The following is a 23,826-nucleotide window of genomic DNA, read 5'->3' as shown; positions in this document are numbered from 1 at the left end:
CCATGACTGTCATGCCAATCAAGAGCGTTGAGTACGATCACCCGCAGGCGGGCCTGTCCTGCACCGCGCAGGCTTGGGCGCGCACGCCGGAAACGCCGTCGGCCGACGAGCGCACCGCGCTCAAGGACAAGATCCGCCGCCTCCTGAAAGAGCGCGAAGCGGTGCTGGTCGCGCACTACTACGTGGACGCCGACCTGCAGGACCTTGCTGAAGAAACCGGTGGCTGCGTCTCCGATTCGCTGGAGATGGCGCGCTTCGGCCGCGACCATCCGGCCAAGACGCTGGTGGTTGCCGGCGTGCGCTTCATGGGCGAGACGGCCAAGATCCTCAGCCCGGAAAAGCGCATCCTGATGCCGGACCTGGACGCGACCTGTTCGCTCGACCTGGGCTGCCCGGCCGACGAATTCGCCGCCTTCTGCGACGCCCATCCGGACCGCACGGTGGTGGTGTACGCGAACACCAGCGCGGCCGTGAAGGCGCGCGCCGACTGGATGGTGACGTCCTCGATTGGCCTTGACATCGTGGCGCACCTGCACGCGCAGGGCAAGAAGATCCTGTGGGCGCCGGACCGCCACCTGGGCTCCTACATCCAGAAGAAGACCGGCGCCGACATGCTGCTGTGGCAGGGCTCCTGCCTGGTGCATGACGAATTCAAGGGCATCGAGCTCGATTTGCTCAAGGCAGAATATCCTGACGCGAAAGTGCTGGTGCATCCTGAGTCGCCGGCCAACGTGGTGGCGCTGGCCGACGTGGTCGGCTCGACCACGCAGCTGATCAACGCAGCCGTCGAGATGGACGCCACCACTTTCATCGTCGCCACCGACAACGGCATCCTGCACAAGATGCGCATGGCCGCGCCGGGCAAGCACTTCATCGAAGCGCCGACCGCCGGCAACAGCGCCACCTGCAAGAGCTGCGCGCATTGCCCGTGGATGGCGATGAACGGCCTGCGCAACCTGGCCGATGTGCTGGAAAACATGAACAACGAAGTGTTCGTCGATCCCGAGATCGGCAAGCAGGCGGTGCGCGCGATCGACCGCATGCTCGATTTCGCCGCTGCGAAAAAGGCCAAGGCACTGCCGACCGGCGAGCTGGCAAAAGAAGGCGCACTGTTTTCGGGAGTTGGTCCTGCATGAGTAATCTGAAGAATCCGTTCAATGAATTCGACGCGGCGCTGCAGTCGGCGTTCGAAGCAAACATCCTGGCCGCGCTGCTGGAAGACGTCGGCAGCGGCGACCTCACTGGTCTGCTGGTGCCGAACGACACACGCGTGCGTGCGCGCGTTATCGTGCGCGAGGATGCAGTGCTGTGCGGAGCGCCATGGTTCGAAGGCGTGATGCTGGCGCTCGACCAGGACACCGAGATCACCTGGAACTATGCCGAAGGCGAGATGATGAAAGCCGGCAGCGTGGTGTGCACGATCGAAGCGGCGCCGCGCGCGCTGCTGACGGCCGAGCGCGCCGCGCTCAATTTCCTGCAGCTGATGTCGGGCGTGGCCAGCGCCACGCGCCGCTATGTCGATGTCGTCGCCGGCACCAAGGCCGCGGTGCTCGACACGCGCAAGACCGTTCCCGGCCTGCGCCAGGCGCAGAAGTACGCGGTGCGCGTAGGCGGCGGCAAGAACCAGCGCATGGCGCTGTTCGACGGCATCCTGATCAAGGAAAACCACATTGCGGCGGCGGGCGGCGTGGGCAAGGCGCTGGCTGCGGCAGCAGCGCTCAACTCGGGCAAGCCGGTGCAGATCGAAGTCGAAACGCTGGCGCAGCTGACGGAAGCGCTGGACGCGGGGGCCGTGTCGGTCCTGCTGGATAACTTCGAACTGGGCACGATGCGCGAAGCGGTGAAGATCAACGCCGGCCGTGCGCTGCTGGAAGCATCCGGCGGCGTAAGCCTGGACAGCGTGCGCGCGATCGCCGAGACGGGCGTCGACCGCATCTCGGTCGGCAGCCTGACCAAAGATGTTAAAGCCACCGACTACTCTCTGCGAATAGTTGACTAGTCAAGTATCCCGGGGTCTGGTCCTGCGGACCTGACCCCATTTTCAAAGCAGCGGCAGCACTTCCTCGGCACTGGCATCGATCTTCAGCGTCAGCAAATCATCCGCACGCGTTATGCCAAGATTGATCGCCGCGATCGGCTTGCCGGCCGCCGCAGCCATCCGCGCAAACCGGAACCCCGAAAACACCATCAGCGACGAGCCGACCACCAGCAAGGCGTCGGCCGCTTCGACGCGGGACATCGCTTCTCGCGTCACGGTGCTGTCAACGCCATCGCCAAAGAACACGACATCGGGCTTGAGCATCCCGCCGCAGTGCACGCAAACGGGCACCTGAAAGTCCGCCAGCGCCTCTGGTTCGAGATGGGCGTCGCCGTCGGGCGCGGCGGCGGCCACCGCGCCGGTCACGCCGGGATTGAGCGCCGCCAGCACGTCCTGCACGTGCGCGCGCGAGAAGCCGGCCTGGCAATCGAGGCAAACCACGTGGTGAATGTTCCCGTGCAGTTCGAGCACGCCCCTGCTGCCGGCGCGCTGGTGCAGGCCGTCGACGTTTTGCGTCATCACCGACGCGATCCGGCCCGCAGCCTGGAGATCGGCCAGCGCGATATGCGCCGCGTTCGGCATCGCGCGCGCGAGCGTAGGGTAGCCGACCATGCTGCGCGCCCAGTAGCGCTTGCGCACCGCTTCGAGTTTGCGAAACTCCGGGCCCTGCACTGGCGGATTGCCGCGCCGGACTCCGTCGCGACCGCGGTAGTCGGGAATGCCCGATGCCGTGCTGACGCCGGCGCCTGAGATCACCAGGATGCTTTGGTGCTGAGCGAGGAAGGCGTCCAGTTGGTCGATGGGATTCATGAGCCGCTAGCGAGACGAATAAGCGATGCCGCCGACAATCAGGGTGAATGCCGCAAGGTGGTACAGGTGCGGCAGCTCGCCGAGGAAGGCCGACGACATCACGGCGGCGAACAGCGGCGTCAGGTTTGTGAAGAATGCGCCTACCGTCGGGCCGGCGCGTTGCACGCCTGCCCCCCAGCAGCGGAACGCGATCACCGCAGGGCCGGCTGCCACGTACAGCAGCACCGCCACAACGGTCCAGCTCCATGCGATGTGGCGCGGCGCCACCGACCATTCTACGCTGGCGAGCACGCCCGACCACAGCGCGCCGTAGATCACTTGCGCCAGCAGGAAGGCGGCCCAGTCGGCGCGGATCGCCGGCCGGTCCTTCGGCTGCATCAGCATCCAGCTGTAGAACGACCACGCGATGGTCGCGAGGATCATGTACAGGTCGCCCGGCACCAGCCGCAGCGCGACAAGCTGGCGCCACTCGCCGCGCGACAGCACCAGCACTACGCCGCCAATCGACAGCAGCGCGCCGACGATCTGGCGGCGCCGCACCGGCATCTTGAAGAACAGCGCGCCGACCAGCAGCATCCAGACCGGCATGCCGGCGGCGACCAGGGTGACGTTGATCGGCGTCGAGCTTTGCAACGCGAGGTATTGCAGCGAGTTGTAGAGGCCCACGCCGAACAGGCCAAGCAGGCTGTAACGGCGCCAGTCCTGCCACAGCCCGCTGCTGGAACGCAGCAGCGCGCGGCCGATCGGCAGCAGGATCAGCAGCGCCAGGCTCCAGCGCAGAAGATTGAGCGTCATCGGCGGCACGGCGTCGCGCACCAGGCGGCCGACGATGGCGTTGCCGGCCCAGAGCAGGGGCGGCACCGTCAGGAGCAGGGCAGTGGATGCGGTGAGGGGACGTTTCATCGAGACCGGGGTCTGGTCCTGCGGACCTGACCCCATCTTCTATCGGCGCGGCGGCGTCAGCACACTAGGCAACGCCTTCGGCAACGTGTTCGGATAATCGCGGCTGAAATGCAGCCCGCGGCTCTCATGCCGCGACAACGCGCTGTTGACGATCAGCGCCGCCACGTCGACCAGGTTGCGCAGCTCGAGCAGATCGTGAGTGATGCGGAAGTTGCGGTAGTACTCGTCGATTTCTTCCTTGAGCAGCGCGATGCGGTGCTGCGCGCGCTCGAGCCGCTTGGTGGTGCGCACGATGCCGACGTAATTCCACATGAAGCGGCGCAGCTCGTCCCAATTGTGCGAGATGACGACTTCCTCGTCGGCGTCGGTGACGCGGCTCTCGTCCCACTGCGGCAGCGCAGGCTGTTCCAGCTTCGGCTGCGCCGCGACAAACTGCGCGCAGGCGCGGCCGATCACGAGGCATTCGAGCAGCGAGTTGCTGGCCAGGCGGTTGGCGCCGTGCAGGCCGGTGCAGGCGGTTTCGCCGACCGCGTACAGGCCTTCGAGGTCGGTGCGCCCGGCCAGGTCGGTAACCACCCCGCCGCAGGTGAAGTGCACCGCCGGCACGACGGGAATCGGCTGCTTCGTGATGTCGATGCCGAGCTCCAGGCAGCGCGCGTAAATGGTCGGGAAGTGCTCCTTGAGGAACTCGGGCGGCTGGTGGCTGATGTCGAGGTTGACGTAGTCGATGCCGCGCTTTTTCATTTCGAAGTCGATCGCGCGCGCCACCACGTCGCGCGGGGCCAGCTCGCCCCGTTCGTCGTGCATCGGCATGAAGCGCGTGCCGGCCGCGGCGCCAGCCTCCGGCGGCAGCAGCAGGCGGCCGCCTTCGCCGCGGATCGCTTCCGTGATTAGGAAGGACTTGGCGTACGGGTGGTACAGGCAGGTCGGGTGAAACTGGATGAACTCCATGTTCGACACGCGGCAACCCGCGCGCCACGCCATGGCGATACCGTCGCCGGTGGCGGTGTCCGGATTGGTGGTGTACAGGTAGGTCTTGCCGGCGCCGCCGGTGCACAGCACGGTGTGCTCGGCTTCGAAAGTCAGCACGGCGCCCGATTTTTCGTCCTGTACGTACAGGCCGAGGCAGCGCGGCGTGGAGCCCGGCGCCTTGGCGCCCAGCTTGTCTGAGCTGATCACGTCGATCGCGCAGTGGTGCTCGAACAGCGAGATGTTCGGATGCGCGCGCACTTTCTGTTCGAGCGTGAGCTGCACCGCGTGGCCCGTCGCGTCGGCGGCGTGAATGATGCGCCGCTGGCTATGGCCGCCCTCGCGGGTCAGGTGAAATCCCAGTTCGGCGGTCGGGTCGCGGGTGAAGGGCACGCCTTGCTCGATCAGCCATTCGATCGCTTCGCGCCCGTGCTCGACGATGTAGCGCGTGGCGCCTTCGTCGCACATGCCGGCGCCGGCGACCAGCGTGTCGTTGATGTGTTCTTCGTAGCTGTCGCCCGAATCGAGCACCGCGGCGATGCCGCCCTGGGCCCAGTTGCTGGCGCCGTCGAGCAGTTCGCGCTTGGATACGATGGCGACCTTGCGCGTCTGCGCCAGGTGGAGGGCGACGGACAGGCCGGCCAGGCCGCTGCCGACGATTGCGACGTCAAATTTCATGGAGTGAGCGATGATGAATGCAGATGCATCACTATAGACGATTTGGCTTCGCCGCGCCCGCGGCTGGTGTTTCTGGTTCCCTTACCAGGACATGATCCAGTTGGCGCTGGCCTCGGCGACCTGGCTGCGCCATTTGGCCGACGCGAACGTGTGATTGGCGCCGCGGATGTCGATGCGCTTTGCGCGCACGTTGTGGCGCGCCATCAGGCGAGAAAATTCGCGCGCGGTGAGGTCGTCTTCGCTGAGCACCACCAGCACCTGGCCATCGAACGCGGCCAGGCTCGCCACCACGCGCTGCGGCAGCGCCTGGCCGCGGTCGCGCGCCGCCATCTTCATGTTCCGGCCCAACGTGGTGGCGCTGGCGGCAAAATCGAGCCTGCCGCTGGCGACTTTTTTCCAGAACGCGCCTTCGCCCAGCCGCGCCAGGTAATAGTGGCGCAGCATCGCGCGCGCGGCGCCTTGCGGCGTGCGCACCCAGGGGTTGAGCAGCACCAGGCCGCGCACCCTGGCGTCGGTGCCGACGTAGAAGGCGGCGGCGGTGGCGGCGTCGCACAGGCCCCAGATCACCACTTCCTTCATGTCCGGCACCTGCAGGAAGAATTCGCGCATGGCGGCGCCGATGTCGTCGTCGATCCGGTCGAAGCTGCGCGGCTCGCCCTCGCTGTCGCCCATGCCGCGCCGGTCGAAACGCATCACCGGGATGCCGCGCTCGGCCAGCTGGCGCGACAGCATGGTGAACTGGCGATGGCCGCCGATCCGGTATTGCGGGCCGCCCGTCACCACCAGCACGCCGCGCGGCAGGGGACGTTCGGGAACGTCGATGATCCCGACCAGGCTATTGCCGTTGCAGCTGAAGCGCAGTGCGCGCTGTGAGAAGTTCATGGCGCGCCCCGTGCAAAAACACTGGCCGTCGCGGCCAGCAGCGCCGGGCACTCGGCAATGTCGCTGGTGGCCCAGAACGGCACGCCGTCGACCGGATGGAAATGCAGCTCGACGCCGAGCGGCGCCCAGCGTTCGGCCAGGCGCGCCGCGCCAGCGGCCAGCCTGCGCGCGCCGGGCGTGCCGCTGGCGAACCAGTGCACGGTGCAGGGCAGCGGCTTCAGGTTGATGGCCTCGCAGGCGTCGATGGCGCCCACCATCGCGCACTCCAGGTCATAGCCCGCTACTTCGAGTCGGCCGTGCACGGCCAGCGCGGCACGCAACGCGGCGGTGCTGCGCGGGGCGCCCGGGCCGTCGCCGTCCAGACCCGCCGCGAGGCGCAGCCGGAGGAACTGGTTGATGCAGGTCCGGCCATTGAGAAATGGCTGCCACAGGACGATCGCTTCCACCTTGCGGGTGGTGGCGAAATCGAGCGCCAGCAATCCGCCCAGGCGCACGCCCCACAGGTGCAGCGGGCCGCTGTCGCGCGCATCGAGCCAGTCGGCGGCTGCGGCGAGGTCGCGCTTCCACTGGTCCCAGCGGCCCGAATGAAAGTCGCCGCAGCTGTCGCCGCAGCCGAACAGGTCGACCTGCAGCACCGCGTAGCCCATCGCCGCGAACGCGCGTGATTGCAGCGACGCCATGCGGCGGGTCTTGTTCAGTTCCTCGGCGAACGGATGCACGTAGAGGATCGTGCCGCGCGGCTCCAGCTGGGGATTGGGCGCGTGGTACAGGCAGAAACGCGTTCCGGGGGCGACGTCGAAGAAAAACGGTTCGACATGGGGGGCGGTGATGAGCGGCGCATTCATGGTTCAGGCATCTCCTGCACGATTTCGGGCACGCTGCCGACAGTGCAAGCGCATTCGATGTGATTGGAAGGAAACGTTCATGGTGTTTTTGTCCAGTGGACAAGTCCATTAGACACCCCCGAATTTGCAGGATGTTGATAGCGCACAAGCTGCGGACTCAGCCGTTAGCTGAGGGGCGTCAATGAGGTGCTGGCTGTTTTTCTGAATCATTGATTCTTTGACGCAATGCATCGGAGGAAATCATGGCCGCACAGCGACAGCGGGCGCGGGACGACGGCGCCGCCTTACCGGCGGATGCGCCATGAGCGGCCTGTGCGGATGGTTTTCGTCCGAACCGGGCGCGCTGCCGATCGGCGAGATGGCCGCGCCGCTGTGCCGCAATGGTGCGCACGAAGTGGTGACGGCCGAACACCGCGCCGGCGCGCTGGCCGTGGCCACCGCCGCCAACAGCGCGACGCTGCTGCGCGAAGACGGCTTGATCGTGGCGATGTGGGGCGATCGCGCCGATACGCTCGCGCGCCTGTGGCGCAGCCACGGCGCTAAGGCGTGCGCGGCGCTGTCGGGCAGCTTCGCCTTCGCCATCATCGACGAACGGCGCGGCGAAGCGCTGCTGGCGGTGGACCGTACCGGAGCGCGGCCCTTGTACTATCAGCAGCTCGGACGCACGCTGGCGTTCGCCAGTTCGGCCGATGCGCTGGCGCGCCATCCAGGCGCAGGCCACGAGATCGATCCGCAGGCACTGTACAGCTACCTGTATTTTCACGGCGTGCCGGCGCCGGCCTCCATCTACAAAGGGCAGCGCCGCCTGATGCCGGGCGAATCGCTGCATATGTGCGGCGCGCGGATGGTGCGCACGCGCTACTGGAAGCCGCAGTTCGACGAGTCGGCCGGCGCCGGCGGGCCGGCCTTGCAGCAGGAATTGGTCGATACGGTGCGCGGCGCCAGCGCCGACGCGCAGGGCGCGGGCGCCGCCGGGGTCCTGCTGTCCGGAGGGCGCGCCAGCGCGGCGATCGCGACGCTGTTGGGGAGCGCCAATCCCGTGCGCACTTATGCGATCGGGTACGGCGACGAAGCGGCGCTCGCCCCGGCGCGCCGCCTTGCGCAGCAGCTGGGCGCGCGCCATCGCGAGCTGGTGGCCAGCGCCGGCCAGGTGGCCGATGCGGCGGTGCGCCTCGCGGCGGGCTGCGACCAGCCGCATGGCGATCCGGCGCTGCTGTCCACCTATTTCGGCGCGGGACTGGCACGCGCGGACGGCGTGCAGCGCCTGCTGGCCGGGCATGGCGGGGCAAGCCTGTTCGGCATGCGCGCGCATTACGCGCGGCAGGCGCGCCTGAGCCAGTACGAAAGGATTCCGTCGGCGCTGCGCCAGACCCTGGTCGAGCCCTTCCTGTTCCGGCTTGCCGGCCGCGTGCGCGCGGCGCCATTGCGGCATGCGCGCAGCTACATCGAGGACGCGCTGGCAAGCCTGCCGCAGCGGCTGGAGGCATCGAACCTGCTGCATGGCTACGGAAGCGCCGAAGTCCTCGAGCCGGGCTTCATGGACGCAATCGATCCGACCGCGCCGGCGGCGATGCTCGGCGAGAGTTGGTGGCAGTCCGACGGCTGCAGCCAGGTCAATCAGCTGATCGCCCTCGACCTGCAGTTCGCGCTGGCCGGCTGCCAGCTCCCGGCCGCCATCGGCGCCTGCCGGCTGGCCGGCATCGAAGCGGCGTTTCCGTTCCTGGGCGACGCCGTGATCGCGTTCGCGGCGCGCCTGGCGCCGCAACACAAGCTCGATGGAGCCCGGCTGGCGCCGTTGTGGCGCAAGGCCCTGAACGACCTGCTGCCGCCGCGGCAGGGACCGCGCGCGCGGCCGGCCGCGCCGCCGCTGGCCCAGTGGCTGCACGCGGAACCGCGCATCCGTCAGCTGGTGTCGGACAGCCTGTCGGACCTGAAGCGGCGCCATATCGTGCGCGCCGGTTTCATCGACACGCTGCTGGCGGCAGGCGCCGGCGTCCAGCCGCAGCCCCACGCCCGCATGGCCTGGCTCCTGATGATGCTCGAACAATGGCTGGCGCAGCGCCCCGGCGCGGCAGTGCGCATGCCCGCCGCAAGAGGACTGCTGCGCGAGCCGGAGTCCTGCCGCCCGTAAGAAGCACCAGCCGGCGCCGAACCACCGCGCGCGGCGCAGGCTGGCCGCGGCCCTGTCGCACTGAACCCGGAGAATCCCATGCGAGTTGGCATATTGTCGTACCCGATGCTGTTCCAGCGCGACGGCAGGCTGCAGGCGCAGGTGCGCGCAACCATCCAGGCGCTGAACCGGATCGCGCTGATGCCCGGGCGCGGACCCGTAGAGGCCGAACTGGTCGATCCGCTGCGATCGCGGCTGGACGACTACGACCTGGTGCACGTGTTCGCGGCAATCAACGGCAACCACCGCATCGTCGAGGCGGCCGTCGAACTGGACGTGCCGGTGGTGCTGTCGGCCCTGATCGCGCCCGGCTGGAACCGCGCCGACGGCCGCCGCGCGCGCATCGCCGACCGGCTGCTCGGCAACCTGATTGGATGGGGTGTGCAAAGCAGCTATGCGCAGACGCGCGACGCGCTGCAGCTGGCCAGCCTGGTGCTGGCACAGGGGCCGGCCGAAAAGCAGGCGATGCGCAACGCCTTCCTGGTTGATCCGGACAAGGTGCGGGTGATGCCGAACGGGATCGGCCCGCACTTCTTCGCCGCCGATGCGCAGCTGTTCCGCGCGCGCACCGGGCTGCAGGGCGAATTTGCGCTGATGGCCGGCCCGGTCTCACCTTACCGCAACCAGATCGAGATGGCGCAGGCGCTGCACGAAATCGCGCTGCCGCTGGTGGTGATGGGCGAAGCGCGCGAGCGCGACGCCGGCTACCTGCGCCAGCTGCGCGCCGCCCCCGGCGTAATCTGCATGGGCACGCCGCGCCACGCGGAGCGCATGATGGCCAGCGCCTGCGCGGCGGCCAGCGTGTTCGTGCTGCCTGGCCGCGGCGACGATCTTGCGCCGGCGGCGCTCGAAGCGCTGGCGGCCGGCACGCCGGTGCTGGCCGGCGCCGAGTGCGCGCTGGAGCTGCCCAACAGCGAGTTCGCGCTGAAGAAGGCGCGCTGGGACGACGTGCGCGCGCAAAAGCGGGCGCTGCTCGCCATCCTGGAAGCGGCGCCCGCGCCCGAGCGGGTGCGTGCGCTGGTGCGCCAGTTCAGCTGGGACAGCGTGGCGCTGCAGCTGAACGACTGCTACCTCGACGTGGCCGAAAGCTTCAGGCGCCGCCTGCCTCAGGCGCCGTGGCTGGGGCAGGGGCCCTGTCCCAGCAGCGAGTCGTACACGGCCAGGTAGCCGCGCGCCATCGCCGGCAGGCTGTGGCGCGCGATCACCTGGCTGCGCGCGCGCATGCCGTGGCGCGCGCACATTTCCGGAATCCGGCAGTAGTCGGCGATCGCCGCAGCCAACAGGTCGGGCGAGCGGGGCGGCACCAGGATGCCGGTAAAGCCGGGATGCACCAGTTCGGCGTTGCCGCCGACCGCCGTGGCCACCACAGGTAGGCCGCTGGCCATCGCTTCGAGGATGGTGTGCGAGCTGCCTTCGGCCAGCGACGGCAGGACGAAGACGTCCATGGCGCGCAGCAGCTGCGGAACGTCGTTGCGTTCGCCCGGAAGCCAGGCGCGGTGCGAGGCGCCGGCGCGCGTGAGCATGTCGAGGCACTCGGCGCGCGCCGGCCCGTCGCCCACGATCATCAGGCGCAGACGCTGGTGCGCGGGGTGCGGCGACGCGATCAGGCGCAGGAAGGCGTCCACCAGGGTCGGATAGTTCTTGACCTCGGCCATGCGCCCGACGCTGCCGATGACGAACACGTTGTCCTGCATGAAGCCGGCGGGCCCCACCGCGGCGGGAGGCCCGAGGCGCGGGTGAAACTGCACGCTGTCGACGCCGTTCGAGATCTGCGAAACCCGCTCCGGCTCGGCGCCGACGCTGTCGATCAGCCAGTGCTGGAGGTCGGCGCTGACGGCGATGAAGTGGCCGATCAGGGGCCGCAGCATGCGCCGCAGCAGCTGGTACTTCAGGCGCGTGCCATACAGGTCGGCAATGTCGCGTCCGTGCTCGCCGTGCACGCGCTGCTTGATGCCGGCCAGCGCCGCTACCAGCTGGCCTTCGAAGCCGGACAGGTTGCGGGTGTGGATCAGATCCGGCTGCAGCGCGCGCAGCGTCTTATACATGCGCATGTAGTGGGCCAGGTCGCGGCCATTGCGCTTGTTCAGGCTGATGATTTCGACGCCGCGCTCCCTGATGTGGGCGTGGTAATCGCTGTAGTCCTTCAGGCAGACGATGGTGTGGCGGTAGCGCTCGGGCGGCATGTGGCGGATCAGGTTGATCAGGCCCGTTTCCAGGCCGCCGACATCGAGCTGGTGCACCAGGTGCACGACCAGCCGTGGTTGTTCTATTGTCGCTGCCATCACACGCTCCGCAATGTCGATGCGGAATGGGACTGCTGACTCCGCCACAAATAAAGTATATGGCCGATCAAAATGGGGGCAGCGGCTAACTCCGGCGCTGCTGATTCGCGTCAACAGCTTCCTGACAAGCGGGCTGTGCAAATTCCACCGGCAGCCCCGTGCATTTGTGGAAAGGCAAACGCTACGGCCGAGGCCGGAACTCCGCCACGCATGACCCTGTCTGAATCAGACAACAAGGATTTTCCGCGCACGACGCGGCGAACCGGCCAACAGGAGGCACCATGATGATTCAGGACGATGTGGCGATCGCGAGTTTCGCCGCTCCCCCCGCCGCGTGCGCGATTTGCGGAAGCGACAGTGGCATCGAGGCGCGGCGCGACCATCCGCACGATGCGCAGACCTTTCATATCCGGATGGCCGATTCGGTCAACCGGCGCGCGGAGGCCAGTCTCCTGATCCGCAAGATGTACGACTGGCGCGGTTATGCGTTCGACGCGGCGCGCTTCCACGACCCCAACAAGATCACGCTGTACGCCGAGACCGGCGGGGTGGTGGTGGGCACCATGAGCCTGTGCCTGGACAGCGCCATCCTGCTGCCGGCCGACGAAAATTTCCGCGACCTGCTCGACCTGCTGCGTGCGCAGGGCCGGCGCCTGTGCGAGCCGTCGCGCCTCGCCATCGACAAGGGCGTGACCAAGCGCGTTTTCGCCTCGCTGATCCACATCTCCTATCTTTACGCGCGCGCCATCCACGGCTTCACCGACTATGTCATCGAGGTCAATCCGCGCCACGTGATGTTCTACCAGCGCATGCTGGGCTTTCGCGACGTCGGCGCGGTGCGCGACTGCACCCGGGTTGGCGCGCCGGCCGTGCTGCTGCGCCTTCCGCTCGAGGAGATGGGCGCCCAGATCCGGCGCTGGGGCGGTCGCGTGGAACAGCATGGCGACGAGCGTTCCTTCTATCCGTATTTTTTCCCGCCGTGCGACGAACCGGGCATCACCGCCCGCCTGCTCGCCGGCCTCAATTAAGGAGATGGCATGGCTGAACAGGACGCAAGGGGCGGGAGCGCGACGGCGCAACTGCTGCGGGCGATGCGCGCGGTGGTCGGCGCCGCCAACGTCGCCGACGATGGCGCCACGCTGGCACGCTATGCGCGCAGCACCGCGGCGAGGGGCACGATGCCGCTGGCGGTGGTGCGGCCCGGCTCGCGCGCCGAGGTGGTGGCGCTGGTGGACCTGGCGCGTCGTTATCGCGCCCCGCTGTACCCGGTCAGCACCGGGAAGAACTGGGGCTACGGCGACGCCTGCGCGGTGACCGACGGCCAGGTAGTGCTGGAACTGGCGCGCATGAACCGCATCGTGCAGGTCGACCCGCAGCTGGCGTACGCGGTGATCGAGCCGGGCGTGACGCAACAGCAGCTGGCCGACTACCTGCGCGAGCGCGGCATCGGCCTGCAGATCGACTGCACCGGCGCCGGCCCCGACACCAGCTTCCTCGGCAATATCCTCGAGCGCGGTTTCGGCCATTCGCCCTACGGCAACCGGCTCGCTCACATCGCGGGCATGCAGGTGGTGCTGGCCAGCGGCGAGGTGCTCGACACCGGATTCGGGCACTATCCGAATGCGCGAACCGCGCACCTGTTCCCGTATGGCGTGGGGCCGTTCCTCGACGGCCTGTTCACCCAGTCCAATTTCGGCGTCGTCACCCAGGTGGGGATCTGGCTGATGCCCAAGGCCGAATGCATCAACCACTTCCTGTGCACGGTGCCGGCGCACGAAGACATCGCCGAAGTGATCGACGCGCTGCGGCCGCTGCGGCTGGACGGCACGCTGCGCAGCATTGTCCATATCGGGAACGACCTGCGCGTGCTGTCGGGCGGCTGCACCTTCCCGCGCGAGCAGGCGGGCGACCAGTCGATGCTGCCGGCCGATATGCGCAGCGCGATGCGGGCGCGCGCCGGGGCCGGGGCGTGGACGGTGTCGGGCGCCTTGTACGGCAGCGCGCTGCAGGTGGCGGCGGCGCGCGCGGCGCTGAAAAAGGCGCTGCGCGGCACGCAGGCGACGACGATCTTCCTCACCGAGCGCACGCTCAAACAAGGCGCGTTCCTTGCGAACCTGCTCGGAAAATTCGGCGGCGGCCAGCGCCTGCGCGCCCGGGTAGCGCTGGGGAACGCGCTGTTCGCGATGAACCGCGGAGTGCCCAACGGGCGCTTCCTGGCCGGTGCGTACTGGCGCCGGCGCGGCGGGCTGCCGTCGGGATTTCCGATGCGCGCCGATCCGGGCGCCGACAACTGCGGCATGTTGTGGGTGTCGCCCGTGCTGCCGATGCGCGGCGTCGACGTGTTGGCGCTGCACGCGCTGGCCGCGCCGATTTTCGCGCACTATCGCTTCGACCTGTTCGCCACGTTCAGCATGATCAACGAGCGCGCGCTGGGCGGGGTGCTGACGGTAGCGTACGACAAGGATGATCCGGCCGAAGTGGACCGGGCGCAGATGTGCCATGCCGCGCTGTTCGACGCGGCGATGAAGGCGGGGTACATCCCGTACCGGGTCGGCATCGGGTCGATGGCCGCGCTCGATCCGCATGGCGACGTGTACTGGAAAACGGTCAGCCGGATCAAGCGCGCGCTGGACCCGGACGGCATCATCGCGCCGGGGCGGTACGAGCCGGGGCTGCAGCGGCGGATTGCGAAGCATGACCGTTTTGGTGCGATCCGATAGTCGCGGGCGGGGTCTGGTCCGGCGGACCTGACCCCATCTTATGTTTTGACTCGCACTATGCCAAGAATGGGGTCAGGTCCGCAGGACCAGACCCCGGATCAGCCAACTCCGGTCTTCCTCGCCGGGAGAACTCGCACCGCGCCGCGAAAATCGACCGTGTGCAGCGTTACCGGCCGGCGCCACACGCGCTGCACGTATTCCACGACGCGCTCCGCCTGCGGCAAATCGAGCCCGCGTCCGTCTCTCAGGAAGTCGTGCTGCAGTTCCAGCGACCCGTCCGCGCCCACCTGGTGGACCGCCACAGCCGGCGAGCCAAAGTGGAATTTTGGCGCCAGTATCGCCTCGCGCACGGCATGAATGTCGCGGTTCGCGATTGTCGTTGCGCCGTCCTTGCGCGTCTCGTACACGAACAGGTCGAGCCGCTCGGCCAGCTCGCGGCCCAGGTAGTTGCGGATGAAGCCGAAGTCGTCTTCCTCGCGCATTACCTGGCGCGCCTTGTCGATGCCGTGCCGGTTGATGATGTGCTCCCACATCGCGAAGCCCAAGTGGTAGGGATTGACCGACAGCGCGAGCTGCTGCGCGCCGGCGTACGGGCGCACCACGTCCGAGTGGACCTTGATGGCGGACAGGTACAGTTCGGGCGGCAGGAAGTTCGCCTCGCGCAGCAAGCGCGCATGCCAGTACGAGGCCCAGCCTTCGTTCATGATCTGGCAGGCGAAGACCGGATGGAAGTAGTAGGCTTCCTCGCGCACGGCCCGCAGGATGTCGCGTTCCCAGTCTTCCAGGTCCGGCGCATACTCTGCGAGGAACCACAGCAGGTCGGCCTCCGGCCGCGGCGGCAGCGGCGCGCGCTGTGGCGGGGCGGCGGCGGGGGCGGCGCGGCTTTCGCCAGGCAGGCGATCGAAGCGCTCGCGAAATGCGTCAGCCACTGGCGCCGCCGGCGCCGCGGCGAACTCGGGGAAGGGCGGCCGCCGCAAGGGCTGGTCCGCGTCGATGTGGGTTTCGAGCGCGAGCGCCGCGTCCAGCACGGCGTCGACGCGCTGCTGGCCGTGCGTCGCCAACGCGCGCTCCAGCCGATGGGCACGCGCCGCGCTCTGTTCGAGAATGCGGCTGCCGGCCATCGCCATGAAGCGCGCGAACAGCTGGTTGTTCTTGGCGAAGTCGGCATGGCCGATCACATGCGCGGTGACCAGGGTATTCTCGGCCAGCGAATTCTGTTCGAGCATGTAGGCCTGGCAGGGATCGCCGGGGAACATGACTTCGAAAATCTTCGAGTGGCCCATGTTCTGGCGCACCAGGTGGTGAATGTACCGCACGCCGAATGACCAGTGCCGCATCCGCACCGGCAGGCCGTACACGGCGATCTCCGCCATGAAGCTGGCCGGCACGATGTCGAAATTGACGGGATAGAAGTCGAGACCCTGATCGCGCGCCAGCGACTCGATGCGCGCGGTGTAGCCGGCCAGGACGCCGGCATCCGTGACGGCGTTCATTGCCTGGCCTCGCCGGCTTCCCGCACGAAGAACGAACGCAGTGCGCGCCAGACGTCATCCGGCCCGGCCAGCACACTGCTGCCGATCGGAAGTCCGCGCCGTTCCAGTTCGCCGCACAGGCGCCGCATCTCCGTATCGAGGGAGCGGGGCAGGCCGGGGAGGGTCTCGATGTAACCGATGTAGTTGAAGGTGTCGCCCAGTTCGCCCAGTGCGGCCAGTGCAGCGCCGCGGTCTTCGCTGAAGTTTTCGCCGTCGGAGGCGTAGAACAGGTAAGCATTGTCGTGCGCCGTGTCGAGCGCAGCACGCGACAGGTCGAGCACCAGCTTGAAGGCGCTCGAGGCGATGGTGCCGCCGCTGCCAGACACCTGGAAAAATTGCGCTTCGTTGAACTCCCAGGCGCGCGTGGTGTGCGCGACGAAGCGCGTTTCGACACGTGCGTATTGGCGGCGGATGCCTTGCAGCGCGAAAAAGAAGAAGGACTTGGCCAACTTGCGCTCGGCCGGCGTCATGCTGGCCGAAACGTCGATGGCGAAGAACACCGTGGCGCTGGTACTCGGGAGCGGCTTCGCGACCACCTGGCGGAACCGCAGGTCCTCGTTGGTGAACGGCACCGGCGCCACCTGCACTGCGCGCCGCTTGATCGCTTCCTTGACGGTCCGGCGCCGGTCAAGCCGTGACGGCGCGCCGCGCTTGTCCCAGCCTTCGCGTTTCAGCTCGGGCGCGTCGATGCGGGTGTTCGGCTTCGGTTTCAGGTCCGGCAGCTTCAGATCTTCCCACAGCCAGTCCATCAGTTCATCGACGGGAAATTCGAGCATCAGCCGCACTTCGCCTTCACCGTTGCCGCCCGCGCCATCTTCGGCGGCATCGCCGGGGGGCGCCGGCTGCAGCACTGTTCCCGGATCGCCTTCGCCCTGGCCGGCGCCGGCGCTGGTGCGGCCCTCGGCCAGGCGCAGGCGCGCGTGCTCGAGCAGGCGCACCGGAACCTGCATCGTGCGTTGCTGCGGCCCGGTGATCAGGTCGGGTCCGGCGATAAGGTCGGGCAGGTGGGCGTGGACCGCCTCGCGTACTTTCTCGTTGTGGCGCAGCCAGTCGTGCGCCCCGCGCGAGAACAGGTCGTACCACGCCGCATCGATGCCTGCCGCCATGCCGCCTCCGGCTTTGCTATTCCTGCGCCAGCAATGTCGTCACGTAGTTGAGCGCCTCGCGCGCGCTGTGGCTGTCGTAGCCGTATTCGTCGACCAGCCGCTGCGCCACCGCCGACACCTTGGTGCGCACCTCGTCGTCCGGACGCCGGGTCGAGCTGACCAGCCGCAGCACGTCGCGCCGCTGTTCGAACAGGTACTGCTGCACCGCTTCGTTCAGCTGCAGGTGGCTGTCGAGGCTGAACTTGACGCCGCGCTTGTACGCGCCCATCGCCTTGCGCACTACCTCCTGGCGAAACGATTGCTTGCCCGATTCCGACACGTTGATCCTTTCCTCGACCGTGCGCAGGAAGCGCTCGTCGGGCCGCCGTTCCTCATTGGTGATCAGGTCCTTCACCTGGCGGTTGTCGAGCGAGGCCTCGACCTCGTCCAGGTACTTGTCGAGCAGGTCTTGCGCTTCCTGGGCGAACGAGACGAACAGCGCCTTGTGCACGTCTTCCTTGACCCAGCGGTTGTAGAAGTCCTTGCGGGTGAGGACCAGGTAGTCGACCCATTTGCGCTTCTTCTTCGGGTCGATGCGGGCGTCGCTCTCGATGGCGTCCTTCAGCGCGAGCAGCACGTCCATCGTCGACAGGCTCTTTTGGTTGGACTGGATAATGGCGTTCGACAGCGCGTTGATGACGAAGCGCGGCGAGACGCCGGCCAGGCCTTCGTCCGGCGCCTGCTCCTTGTCCCTGATGCGGCGCGCGTCGCCGCGGGTGACGCCATCGACTTCCTCGTCGGCGTGGATGCGCACCTTGCGCACCAGGTCCAGTTCCTTCTGGTCGGCGTCCTGGATGCGGCTGAGAATCGCGAACACGGCCGCCGCGTGCAGCACGTGAGGATCCAGGTGCACATCGCGAAACGCCGGCGCGGCGGAAGAAATCAGCTTGGCGTAGATGCGCGCCTCTTCCTTGTAGTCGAGCGTGTAGGGCACCTGGATGATCACCATGCGATCGAGCAGCGCTTCGTTCTCGCTCTCCTGCAGGAACTTGCGGAATTCGGCCAGGTTGGTGTGCGCCAGGATGGTTTCGTCGAGGTAAATGAGCGGGAAGCGCGACACCTTGACGTTGCGTTCCTGCGTGAGCGTCAGCAGCAGGTAGAGAAACTCGCGCTTGACCTTGAGGATCTCAATCATTTCCAGCACGCCGCGGCTGGCCGCGTACACGGCTCCGGACCAGGACCAGGCGCGCGGATCGCCTTCGTCGCCGTATTCGGCCACCTTGGACAGGTCGACCGAGCCGACCAGGTCCGCCAGGTCGGCGGTGCTGGGGTCGTGCGGCGCGTAGGTGCCGATTGCGCTGCGGCCGGCCTCGGAGACGAAGAAGCGCTCCACCGGCATCTGCAGGAAGTCGCCGGCGAAGTCGTTGTCCAGGCGCGCGCGGCAATGCGGACACAACTCGCCGGCGATGTCGATGCCGTAGGTGGCGCGCGAGGCGGCGCGCAGGCTGTGGGGGACCAGGTGCAGCGGCGACTCGTGCACCGGGCAGCCGGCGATCGCGTACATCGCGCCTTCGTCGGTGTGGCTGTATTCTTCCAGGCCGCGCTTGAGCAGGATGACCATGGTCGATTTGCCGCCGGACGGCGGCCCGAGCAGGAGCAGCAGGCGGCGCCCGACTTCGGAGCCGGCCGCCGCGGCCTTGAAGTAATCGATCACGCGTTCGAGCGCCTCGTCGATGCCGAACAGTTCGTCGGCGAACAGGGCGCAGCGGTGGCGGCCGTTCTCGTCGACGCTGACGGTGGCGCGCAGCATGTCCCAGATGTATTGGTGCGAACTGCGCGTGACACGTTCAGGCGCGTGCGGGAGGATGTCGTGCATGAAGGCCGAGAAGGTGCCCGACCACTGGCCAGCGCGGTGCTCCCGGGTGAACCTGCCGAGGCTTTCGATGAAGCGCGCCTGCTGGTTGGGGTCTTCGCCTTGTTGCGTCACGTTTCCTCCGGTTCGATGGGCGCCTCAAGGACCAGTATGGGCGCGCCAGCGAGCGGTCGGGTGAGGGGCGTCAATCGGCTCAACTGAACCTTTTGGCACAGAAGATGAGCAAGAGCGGCTACAGGTATCCGTCGATCGAAATGCAAGCGATCTGTGCGTCCGCTTTAACAGTCGCAAACCGACATCCAACCTTCGTTTCTCCGCGACCGCGTCCGCTATCCATTGCAGTCATTCGCTTGCGGCCAGCATCCGGCGATTTGCCGCTAATGCCGCATCTCTCACGAAAAGATTGTCGTCGCGAACGAGCCGGGCAATGATTTCAGCAGGCGTCTTTTTGTTGCGAGCAATAGTTTGTCTTACAAGCTCATCTGAGTCGCGTGAAAGAGTTTCAAAAAGCTCTCGATCCAGCTTCCTCTTCTCTGCTACTGAGGTGCGTACTAATCGGTTCGAATCTGTAGCGAGAACCTTCAGTATCTCAAGCGGCACTGTCTTGTTATGAGCTACCCATGTTCGCATCTCGGGGAAACGGATGATTACATCGGTCCAAGTCTCGATTGATGCTTGCTCAGTCGCGGCACGGTCGTACTCCGCGCTGCCAACACTAGTTCGAAGCGTAACGAACTCCTCCGCAGATTGAATCATTACCACCCCTTAACGTGCAAAAAATCCTGACTACCTAAGACCGCTTTGGGCCGCCAGAAGCAGAACCCGGTCACGGTGCCGTGTATCCAATATTCTGCCCATACTGGGATTGGTTCCCACTTCCTAAGAAAAATCAGCACTCGCGTATTTGGCGTGCAAAGACTGCGCAGCGGCCAGGAAATCGGCCGCGCCGATGTCGCCCAATTCCAGCACCTCGGCCTGCGCGAACAAGGTGAAGTTGCGGTCGATGGAGCGCAGGTAGGCGGGATCGTAATGGTCCAACAGCAGTTCGTCCACCAGCTGCGGCATGGCGCCGCTGTTGGCCATCGCGTGCCAGGCGTCGATCTTTTCGCGCCCGTGCAGCTTGACCAGGCAATCGAGCTGGGTGTTGAGCAGCGCCGGGTCGGCGGTGAAATGGCGGTAGTCCTCCATCAGCAGGCGCACGCGGTTCGGCCGCGACAAGGTCAGCGAGATACAAGGCGACAGTCGCATCTGCTCCATCAGCGCATCCGGCACGCGCAGGTTGCCGACCTTCTTGCTCTCCGACTCGACGAACACAGGCCGCGCAGGATCGAAGCGGCGCAGCTTGTCCCAGATGAGGGTTTCGAATTTCTTTTGCGAGGGTTGCGGCTGGCTCGGCAGATGGCCAAGCACGGAGCCGCGATGGGCTGCAAGCTGCTCGAGGTCGAGTACTTGCGCGCCGATCGAGTCCAGCACTTCGAGCAGGCGGCTCTTGCCGCTGCCGGTAGTGCCGCAGATGACCTTGAACTTCAGTTGCGGCGGGTGCTCCAGCGCGGCGCTGACATGCGCCCGGTAGGCCTTGTAGCCGCCGTCGAGCTGGATCGCGGGCCAGCCGATCTTGGCCAGGACGTGCGCCATCGCGCCGCTGCGGTTGCCGCCGCGCCAGCAGTAGATCAGCGGCTTCCAGTCGCGCGGCTTGTCGATCCACAGGGTTTCGATGTGGCGCGCGATATTATGCGACACCATCGCCGCTCCGACCTTCTTGGCCTCGAACGAGTTGACTTGCTTGTACATGGTGCCCACTTCGATGCGCTGCTGGTCGTCGAGCACCGGGCAGTTGATCGCACCTGGGATGTGGTCCAGCGCGTATTCCGACTCGCTGCGCACGTCGATGATGGCGTCGAACTCGTCGAGCATGGGCAGGACGTGCATGAAATTAAGGAGGGCCGGATATTTCATCGTGCTTTCAAGAGGGGAAGGAAGGTCGGCCAGATATTGGCCAGGATCGTCGGATGCGCTTGCGCGGTCGGGTGCAGGCGGTCGGCCTGGAACAGGGCCGGCTTCTCGGCCACGCCTTCGAGCATGAACGGCACCAGCGGCGCCTTCTGCTGCTGCGCGACGGTCTTGTACATCGTGAAAAAGCGTTCGGTGTAATCGCGTCCGTAGTTGGGCGGCATGCGCATCCCGACCAGCATCACCTTGGCGTTGTTCTTGCGCGCTACATCGATCATGGCACGGATGTTCGCCTCGGCCGCCGGCACCGGCAGGCCGCGCAGGCCGTCGTTGGCGCCCAGTTCGATCACCACGATCGAGGGATGATATTGGGTCAGCAGCGCCGGCAGGCGACTGCGGCCGCCGCTGGTGGTCTCGCCGCTGATGCTGGCGTTAACAATGGTGGCGTCGATTTTCTCGGCCTTGAGCTTCTGCTCGAGCAGTGCGACCCAGCCGCTGCCGCGCGACAGTCCGTATTCGGCCGACAGGCTGTCGCCCAGCACGAGCACCGTTTTTGGTGCAGAATGGGCGAGCGCCGCGGCCAGCAGCAGCACCGCGCCGAGCATCCATCGAGTGAGAAAAGCAAGCATGCGTGACATCCCTGAAGCGTCAAAAAACATGGCGGACGAACCAACCAAAGCGCCAGCCGCAATCGAAGTGCGCCAGCTGTCCAAGCGGGTGGCCGACGCCAGCGGCGAGCTCACCATCCTGCACAGCGTGGATTTTACAGTGCAACCGGCCGAGACGCTTGCCATCGTGGGCGCCTCGGGGTCGGGCAAGTCCACCTTGCTCGGATTGCTGGCGGGGCTGGACAGCCCGTCGGGCGGCACAGTGATCCTGGACGGCGTCGATATCTTCGCGCTGGACGAGGACGGCCGCGCCAGGCTGCGCATGGAAAAGCTGGGCTTCGTGTTCCAGTCGTTTCAGCTGTTGGCGCACCTGAACGCGCTGGAAAACGTGATGCTGCCGCTGGAGCTGCGCGGCGAGTCCGATGCGCGCGCGAAGGCGACTGCGATGCTGGGCCGGGTCGGGCTGTCGAGTCGCCTGAAGCACTATCCGAAGTTCCTGTCCGGCGGCGAGCAGCAACGGGTGGCGCTGGCCCGCGCCTTCGTCACCGAACCGCCGCTGCTGTTTGCCGACGAGCCGACCGGTAGCCTGGATGCGGCCACCGGGGAAGCGGTGATCCAGCTGATGTTCGATCTGAATCGCGAGCGCGGCTCGACCCTGGTGCTGGTCACGCACGATCCTTCGATCGCGGCGCGCTGCGGCCGCACCATCACGATTGCGGCAGGCCGGCTGGTCTGAGTTAACGCCAAGATGGGATCAGGTACTGACGCAATTAAGTTGGTGCGTCGTACCTGCGAAGGCAGGTACCCATGCTGAGCGCGCTCTGCCTTCCCTGTGTACTCAGCATGGGGGAAACGCATGCGTTTCCCCTGCGCGGGTACGACGGTCTTTAGGCTAACAGGCCTTCGTCAGTGCTGACTTGTCACTTTCCCCGCGCCGCTACCAGGTCGTTCAACTCCGCGCGCGCCGCCGCCGGCAGTTCGCCGGCGCACAACCCGATCGGCCCGACGCCTTGCCTCACCAGCCGGTCGGCGGCCGCGCCGTGCAGCCACACCGCACCCACGGCCGCATCGCGCGCCGGCCATCCCTGCGCCAGCAGGCCGCCGCAAATGCCCGCCAGGATATCGCCGGTGCCGGCCGTGGCAAGGCCCGGATTTCCGGTCGGGTTGATGGCCAGTGCGCCGCCCGGTGCAGCGATCACGCTGCCCGAACCTTTTACAATCACCACTGCCTTGAATCGGCTGGCGAGCTTGCGCGCGGCGGCCGGCCGGTCGTGCTGGACTTCGGCCGCGGTGATGCCAAGCAGGCGCGCGGCTTCCAGCGGATGCGGTGTCATTACGGTCGGCGCCGTGCGGGCAGTCAGCCGGCCTTCCAGGTCCACGCTCTCGGCGATCAGGTTGAGCGCGTCGGCGTCGAGCACCAGCGCGGCGTCGCCGGCCAGCGCCGCGGCCAGCAGCGCGATCGCCTGCGCCGAGTCGCCCATGCCGGGGCCGACCACCAGCGTGCCGGCATCCAGCGGATAGTTGGCGGCGTCGCGGAACATGATCTCGGGCTGGACGCTGTCGAACGCCGGCCCGGCGTGCATCGCCGCGACCAGTGTGCGCCCGGCGCCGATGAACAGCGCGCCGCGTGCGGCCAGCATCGCGGCGCCCGCCATGCCGTGCGCGCCGCCGACAATGGCGACATCGCCGTAGCTGCCCTTATGCGAATTGTGAGCGCGCGGCGTCAACTGCGCAGCGAACAGCGCCGGCTCGCTCAATTCAGCGTCGGTGCCCAGCAAGTGCTGCGCTTCGATGCCCAGGCCCTCGACCTGGACTTCGCCGGTGTGGTCGCGCGCGTCGCCGGTGTGCAAGCCGGGCTTATCGCCGATGAAGGTGAGGGTGCGGCTGGCGCGAACGGCCACGCCATGCGGGCCGACCACCGCGCCAGTGTCCGCATCGAGGCCGCTCGGCACGTCGAGCGACAGCACCTGCCAGCCCTTGTCATTGATCGCTTCAACCAGGTCGCGCGCGCGGCCGTCAAGAGCGCGCGCAAGGCCGATGCCGAACAGGCCATCCACCACCAGGCCAGGCTCGCGCTCGGGAAGGCCATCGATGAATTGCGCCTGGCTGGCCATCGCCCGCTCCAGAGCGGTCGCGGTTTCGGCCGACACCTGCTGGCCCGCGGGCAGGTGCAGCACCGACACCTCCACGCCGGCATTGGTGTGCGCGAGGTTGGCGGCCGCTTCGAGCGCGTCGCCGCCGTTGTTCCCGGGACCGGCGAGCAGCAGGACCGAGCGGTTGTGTTGACCCGCCAGCAGCGCGAGCGCCACTTTGGCCGCGGACTGGCCGGCGCGCTGCATCAAGGCGCCGGGTTCAAGCGCCGCCGCGGCCGATTGTTCGATCGCGCGGATTTGCGCCACAGTGTATAGAGGTTTCATCGTTTTCTTGTATTTTGAAGTGGCCAACATGCATTTTCGCTAATTTTACGTTTTCGGCGAATAC

At 67.1% G+C, this 23,826-nt stretch carries 20 protein-coding genes; 7 read left to right on the top strand and 13 right to left on the bottom strand.

What is annotated here, in order from left to right:
* Positions 1–2 precede the first annotated feature (2 nt).
* Both nadA and nadC read left to right on the top strand, forming a co-directional pair.
* Positions 3–1,136: a quinolinate synthase NadA gene (gene nadA, locus Q4S45_RS09375; RefSeq protein WP_305511227.1), complete on the top strand. Its 1,134-nt coding sequence runs from the start codon at positions 3–5 to the stop codon at positions 1,134–1,136.
* Entirely contained in the window at positions 1,133–1,999 is an 867-nt protein-coding gene (nadC, locus tag Q4S45_RS09370; protein ID WP_305511225.1) for a carboxylating nicotinate-nucleotide diphosphorylase, read from the top strand. The genes nadA and nadC overlap by 4 nt, the downstream gene beginning before the upstream one ends.
* Positions 2,000–2,041: 42 nt before the next feature.
* Here the strand turns inward: nadC and Q4S45_RS09365 are convergent, their stop codons facing one another.
* The 5 genes from Q4S45_RS09365 to Q4S45_RS09345 form a co-directional block, all read right to left on the bottom strand.
* The gene (locus tag Q4S45_RS09365) at positions 2,042–2,848 is read right to left on the bottom strand and encodes an NAD-dependent protein deacetylase (protein WP_305511224.1); all 807 of its coding nucleotides are present in this window, start codon (positions 2,846–2,848) and stop codon (positions 2,042–2,044) included.
* 6 nt (positions 2,849–2,854) lie between these two features.
* Positions 2,855–3,751, bottom strand: a complete 897-nt coding sequence (locus Q4S45_RS09360; protein WP_305511223.1) for a DMT family transporter — start codon at positions 3,749–3,751, stop codon at positions 2,855–2,857.
* Between the two features lie 39 nt (positions 3,752–3,790).
* Positions 3,791–5,398, bottom strand: a complete 1,608-nt coding sequence (nadB, locus tag Q4S45_RS09355) for an L-aspartate oxidase (protein WP_305511221.1) — start codon at positions 5,396–5,398, stop codon at positions 3,791–3,793.
* A gap of 81 nt (positions 5,399–5,479) precedes the next feature.
* Positions 5,480–6,280, bottom strand: coding sequence for a hydrolase 1, exosortase A system-associated (locus Q4S45_RS09350; protein WP_305511220.1), 801 nt, complete (start codon positions 6,278–6,280; stop codon positions 5,480–5,482).
* Positions 6,277–7,125, bottom strand: coding sequence for a hydrolase 2, exosortase A system-associated (locus tag Q4S45_RS09345; RefSeq protein WP_305511218.1), 849 nt, complete (start codon positions 7,123–7,125; stop codon positions 6,277–6,279). The genes Q4S45_RS09350 and Q4S45_RS09345 overlap by 4 nt, the downstream gene beginning before the upstream one ends.
* 301 nt (positions 7,126–7,426) lie before the next feature.
* Between Q4S45_RS09345 and Q4S45_RS09340 the strand changes: the two genes are divergently transcribed.
* Both Q4S45_RS09340 and Q4S45_RS09335 read left to right on the top strand, forming a co-directional pair.
* Positions 7,427–9,256, top strand: coding sequence for an asparagine synthase-related protein (locus Q4S45_RS09340; protein WP_305511216.1), 1,830 nt, complete (start codon positions 7,427–7,429; stop codon positions 9,254–9,256).
* A 78-nt stretch (positions 9,257–9,334) separates the two neighbouring features.
* The gene (locus Q4S45_RS09335) at positions 9,335–10,462 is read left to right on the top strand and encodes a glycosyltransferase (RefSeq protein WP_305511213.1); all 1,128 of its coding nucleotides are present in this window, start codon (positions 9,335–9,337) and stop codon (positions 10,460–10,462) included.
* Here the strand turns inward: Q4S45_RS09335 and Q4S45_RS09330 are convergent.
* Entirely contained in the window at positions 10,402–11,577 is a 1,176-nt protein-coding gene (locus Q4S45_RS09330; RefSeq protein WP_305511211.1) for a TIGR03088 family PEP-CTERM/XrtA system glycosyltransferase, read from the bottom strand. The genes Q4S45_RS09335 and Q4S45_RS09330 overlap by 61 nt on opposite strands.
* Before the next feature lie 281 nt (positions 11,578–11,858).
* On the opposite strand from Q4S45_RS09330, the gene Q4S45_RS09325 reads away from it, so the two are divergent.
* The gene (locus tag Q4S45_RS09325) at positions 11,859–12,605 is read left to right on the top strand and encodes a long-chain N-acyl amino acid synthase (protein WP_305511209.1); all 747 of its coding nucleotides are present in this window, start codon (positions 11,859–11,861) and stop codon (positions 12,603–12,605) included.
* Between the two features lie 9 nt (positions 12,606–12,614).
* On the top strand, positions 12,615–14,297 hold the full coding sequence (locus Q4S45_RS09320) for an FAD-binding oxidoreductase (protein ID WP_305511207.1): 1,683 nt from the start codon (positions 12,615–12,617) through the stop codon (positions 14,295–14,297).
* A gap of 98 nt (positions 14,298–14,395) precedes the next feature.
* Here Q4S45_RS09320 and Q4S45_RS09315 read toward each other — a convergent pair whose 3' ends face one another.
* The 6 genes from Q4S45_RS09315 to Q4S45_RS09290 form a co-directional block, all read right to left on the bottom strand.
* Positions 14,396–15,790 carry a SpoVR family protein gene (locus Q4S45_RS09315; RefSeq protein ID WP_305511205.1) on the bottom strand — a complete coding sequence of 465 codons (1,395 nt, stop codon included), beginning with the start codon at positions 15,788–15,790 and terminating at the stop codon, positions 14,396–14,398.
* A complete protein-coding gene (locus tag Q4S45_RS09310) occupies positions 15,787–16,935 on the bottom strand; it encodes a DUF444 family protein (protein ID WP_305511203.1) in 1,149 nt (382 codons plus the stop codon). Before Q4S45_RS09310 ends, Q4S45_RS09315 begins: the two co-directional genes overlap by 4 nt.
* A 16-nt stretch (positions 16,936–16,951) precedes the next feature.
* Positions 16,952–18,901 carry a serine protein kinase gene (locus Q4S45_RS09305; protein WP_305511201.1) on the bottom strand — a complete coding sequence of 650 codons (1,950 nt, stop codon included), beginning with the start codon at positions 18,899–18,901 and terminating at the stop codon, positions 16,952–16,954.
* A gap of 228 nt (positions 18,902–19,129) precedes the next feature.
* The gene (locus Q4S45_RS09300) at positions 19,130–19,543 is read right to left on the bottom strand and encodes a hypothetical protein (RefSeq protein WP_305511199.1); all 414 of its coding nucleotides are present in this window, start codon (positions 19,541–19,543) and stop codon (positions 19,130–19,132) included.
* Positions 19,544–19,666: 123 nt separating this feature from the next.
* Positions 19,667–20,743, bottom strand: a complete 1,077-nt coding sequence (mnmH, locus tag Q4S45_RS09295) for a tRNA 2-selenouridine(34) synthase MnmH (RefSeq protein WP_305511197.1) — start codon at positions 20,741–20,743, stop codon at positions 19,667–19,669.
* The gene (locus Q4S45_RS09290; protein ID WP_305511195.1) at positions 20,740–21,366 is read right to left on the bottom strand and encodes an arylesterase; all 627 of its coding nucleotides are present in this window, start codon (positions 21,364–21,366) and stop codon (positions 20,740–20,742) included. Before Q4S45_RS09290 ends, mnmH begins: the two co-directional genes overlap by 4 nt.
* On the opposite strand from Q4S45_RS09290, the gene Q4S45_RS09285 reads away from it, so the two are divergent.
* A complete protein-coding gene (locus tag Q4S45_RS09285; protein WP_374046087.1) occupies positions 21,365–22,081 on the top strand; it encodes an ABC transporter ATP-binding protein in 717 nt (238 codons plus the stop codon). The genes Q4S45_RS09290 and Q4S45_RS09285 overlap by 2 nt on opposite strands.
* Positions 22,082–22,265: 184 nt before the next feature.
* On the opposite strand, the gene Q4S45_RS09280 is transcribed toward Q4S45_RS09285, so the two are convergent.
* Positions 22,266–23,762 carry an NAD(P)H-hydrate dehydratase gene (locus Q4S45_RS09280; protein WP_305511194.1) on the bottom strand — a complete coding sequence of 499 codons (1,497 nt, stop codon included), beginning with the start codon at positions 23,760–23,762 and terminating at the stop codon, positions 22,266–22,268.
* Positions 23,763–23,826 lie beyond the last annotated feature (64 nt).

This window comes from Massilia sp. R2A-15, assembly GCF_030704305.1.
In the GTDB taxonomy this organism is placed as follows: domain Bacteria; phylum Pseudomonadota; class Gammaproteobacteria; order Burkholderiales; family Burkholderiaceae_D; genus JAFCUW01.
The sequence above is the reverse complement of the archived record's forward strand: the minus strand, read 5'-3'. Positions and strand labels throughout refer to the sequence as shown.

What these genes read in the sequence shown, in the direction of transcription:
- Q4S45_RS09300 (WP_305511199.1), bottom strand. Translation starts at nt 19,543, where the DNA reads ATGATTCAATCTGCGGAGGAGTTCGTTACGCTTCGAACTAGTGTTGGC.
- Q4S45_RS09290 (WP_305511195.1), bottom strand. Translation starts at nt 21,366, where the DNA reads ATGCTTGCTTTTCTCACTCGATGGATGCTCGGCGCGGTGCTGCTGCTG.
- Q4S45_RS09280 (WP_305511194.1), bottom strand. Translation starts at nt 23,762, where the DNA reads ATGAAACCTCTATACACTGTGGCGCAAATCCGCGCGATCGAACAATCG.
- Q4S45_RS09340 (WP_305511216.1), top strand. Translation starts at nt 7,427, where the DNA reads ATGAGCGGCCTGTGCGGATGGTTTTCGTCCGAACCGGGCGCGCTGCCG.
- Q4S45_RS09325 (WP_305511209.1), top strand. Translation starts at nt 11,859, where the DNA reads ATGATGATTCAGGACGATGTGGCGATCGCGAGTTTCGCCGCTCCCCCC.
- Q4S45_RS09330 (WP_305511211.1), bottom strand. Translation starts at nt 11,577, where the DNA reads ATGGCAGCGACAATAGAACAACCACGGCTGGTCGTGCACCTGGTGCAC.
- Q4S45_RS09285 (WP_374046087.1), top strand. Translation starts at nt 21,365, where the DNA reads ATGCGTGACATCCCTGAAGCGTCAAAAAACATGGCGGACGAACCAACC.
- Q4S45_RS09335 (WP_305511213.1), top strand. Translation starts at nt 9,335, where the DNA reads ATGCGAGTTGGCATATTGTCGTACCCGATGCTGTTCCAGCGCGACGGC.
- nadB (WP_305511221.1), bottom strand. Translation starts at nt 5,398, where the DNA reads ATGAAATTTGACGTCGCAATCGTCGGCAGCGGCCTGGCCGGCCTGTCC.
- Q4S45_RS09310 (WP_305511203.1), bottom strand. Translation starts at nt 16,935, where the DNA reads ATGGCGGCAGGCATCGATGCGGCGTGGTACGACCTGTTCTCGCGCGGG.
- Q4S45_RS09345 (WP_305511218.1), bottom strand. Translation starts at nt 7,125, where the DNA reads ATGAATGCGCCGCTCATCACCGCCCCCCATGTCGAACCGTTTTTCTTC.
- nadA (WP_305511227.1), top strand. Translation starts at nt 3, where the DNA reads ATGACTGTCATGCCAATCAAGAGCGTTGAGTACGATCACCCGCAGGCG.
- Q4S45_RS09350 (WP_305511220.1), bottom strand. Translation starts at nt 6,280, where the DNA reads ATGAACTTCTCACAGCGCGCACTGCGCTTCAGCTGCAACGGCAATAGC.
- Q4S45_RS09360 (WP_305511223.1), bottom strand. Translation starts at nt 3,751, where the DNA reads ATGAAACGTCCCCTCACCGCATCCACTGCCCTGCTCCTGACGGTGCCG.
- Q4S45_RS09315 (WP_305511205.1), bottom strand. Translation starts at nt 15,790, where the DNA reads ATGAACGCCGTCACGGATGCCGGCGTCCTGGCCGGCTACACCGCGCGC.
- Q4S45_RS09320 (WP_305511207.1), top strand. Translation starts at nt 12,615, where the DNA reads ATGGCTGAACAGGACGCAAGGGGCGGGAGCGCGACGGCGCAACTGCTG.
- Q4S45_RS09365 (WP_305511224.1), bottom strand. Translation starts at nt 2,848, where the DNA reads ATGAATCCCATCGACCAACTGGACGCCTTCCTCGCTCAGCACCAAAGC.
- mnmH (WP_305511197.1), bottom strand. Translation starts at nt 20,743, where the DNA reads ATGAAATATCCGGCCCTCCTTAATTTCATGCACGTCCTGCCCATGCTC.
- nadC (WP_305511225.1), top strand. Translation starts at nt 1,133, where the DNA reads ATGAGTAATCTGAAGAATCCGTTCAATGAATTCGACGCGGCGCTGCAG.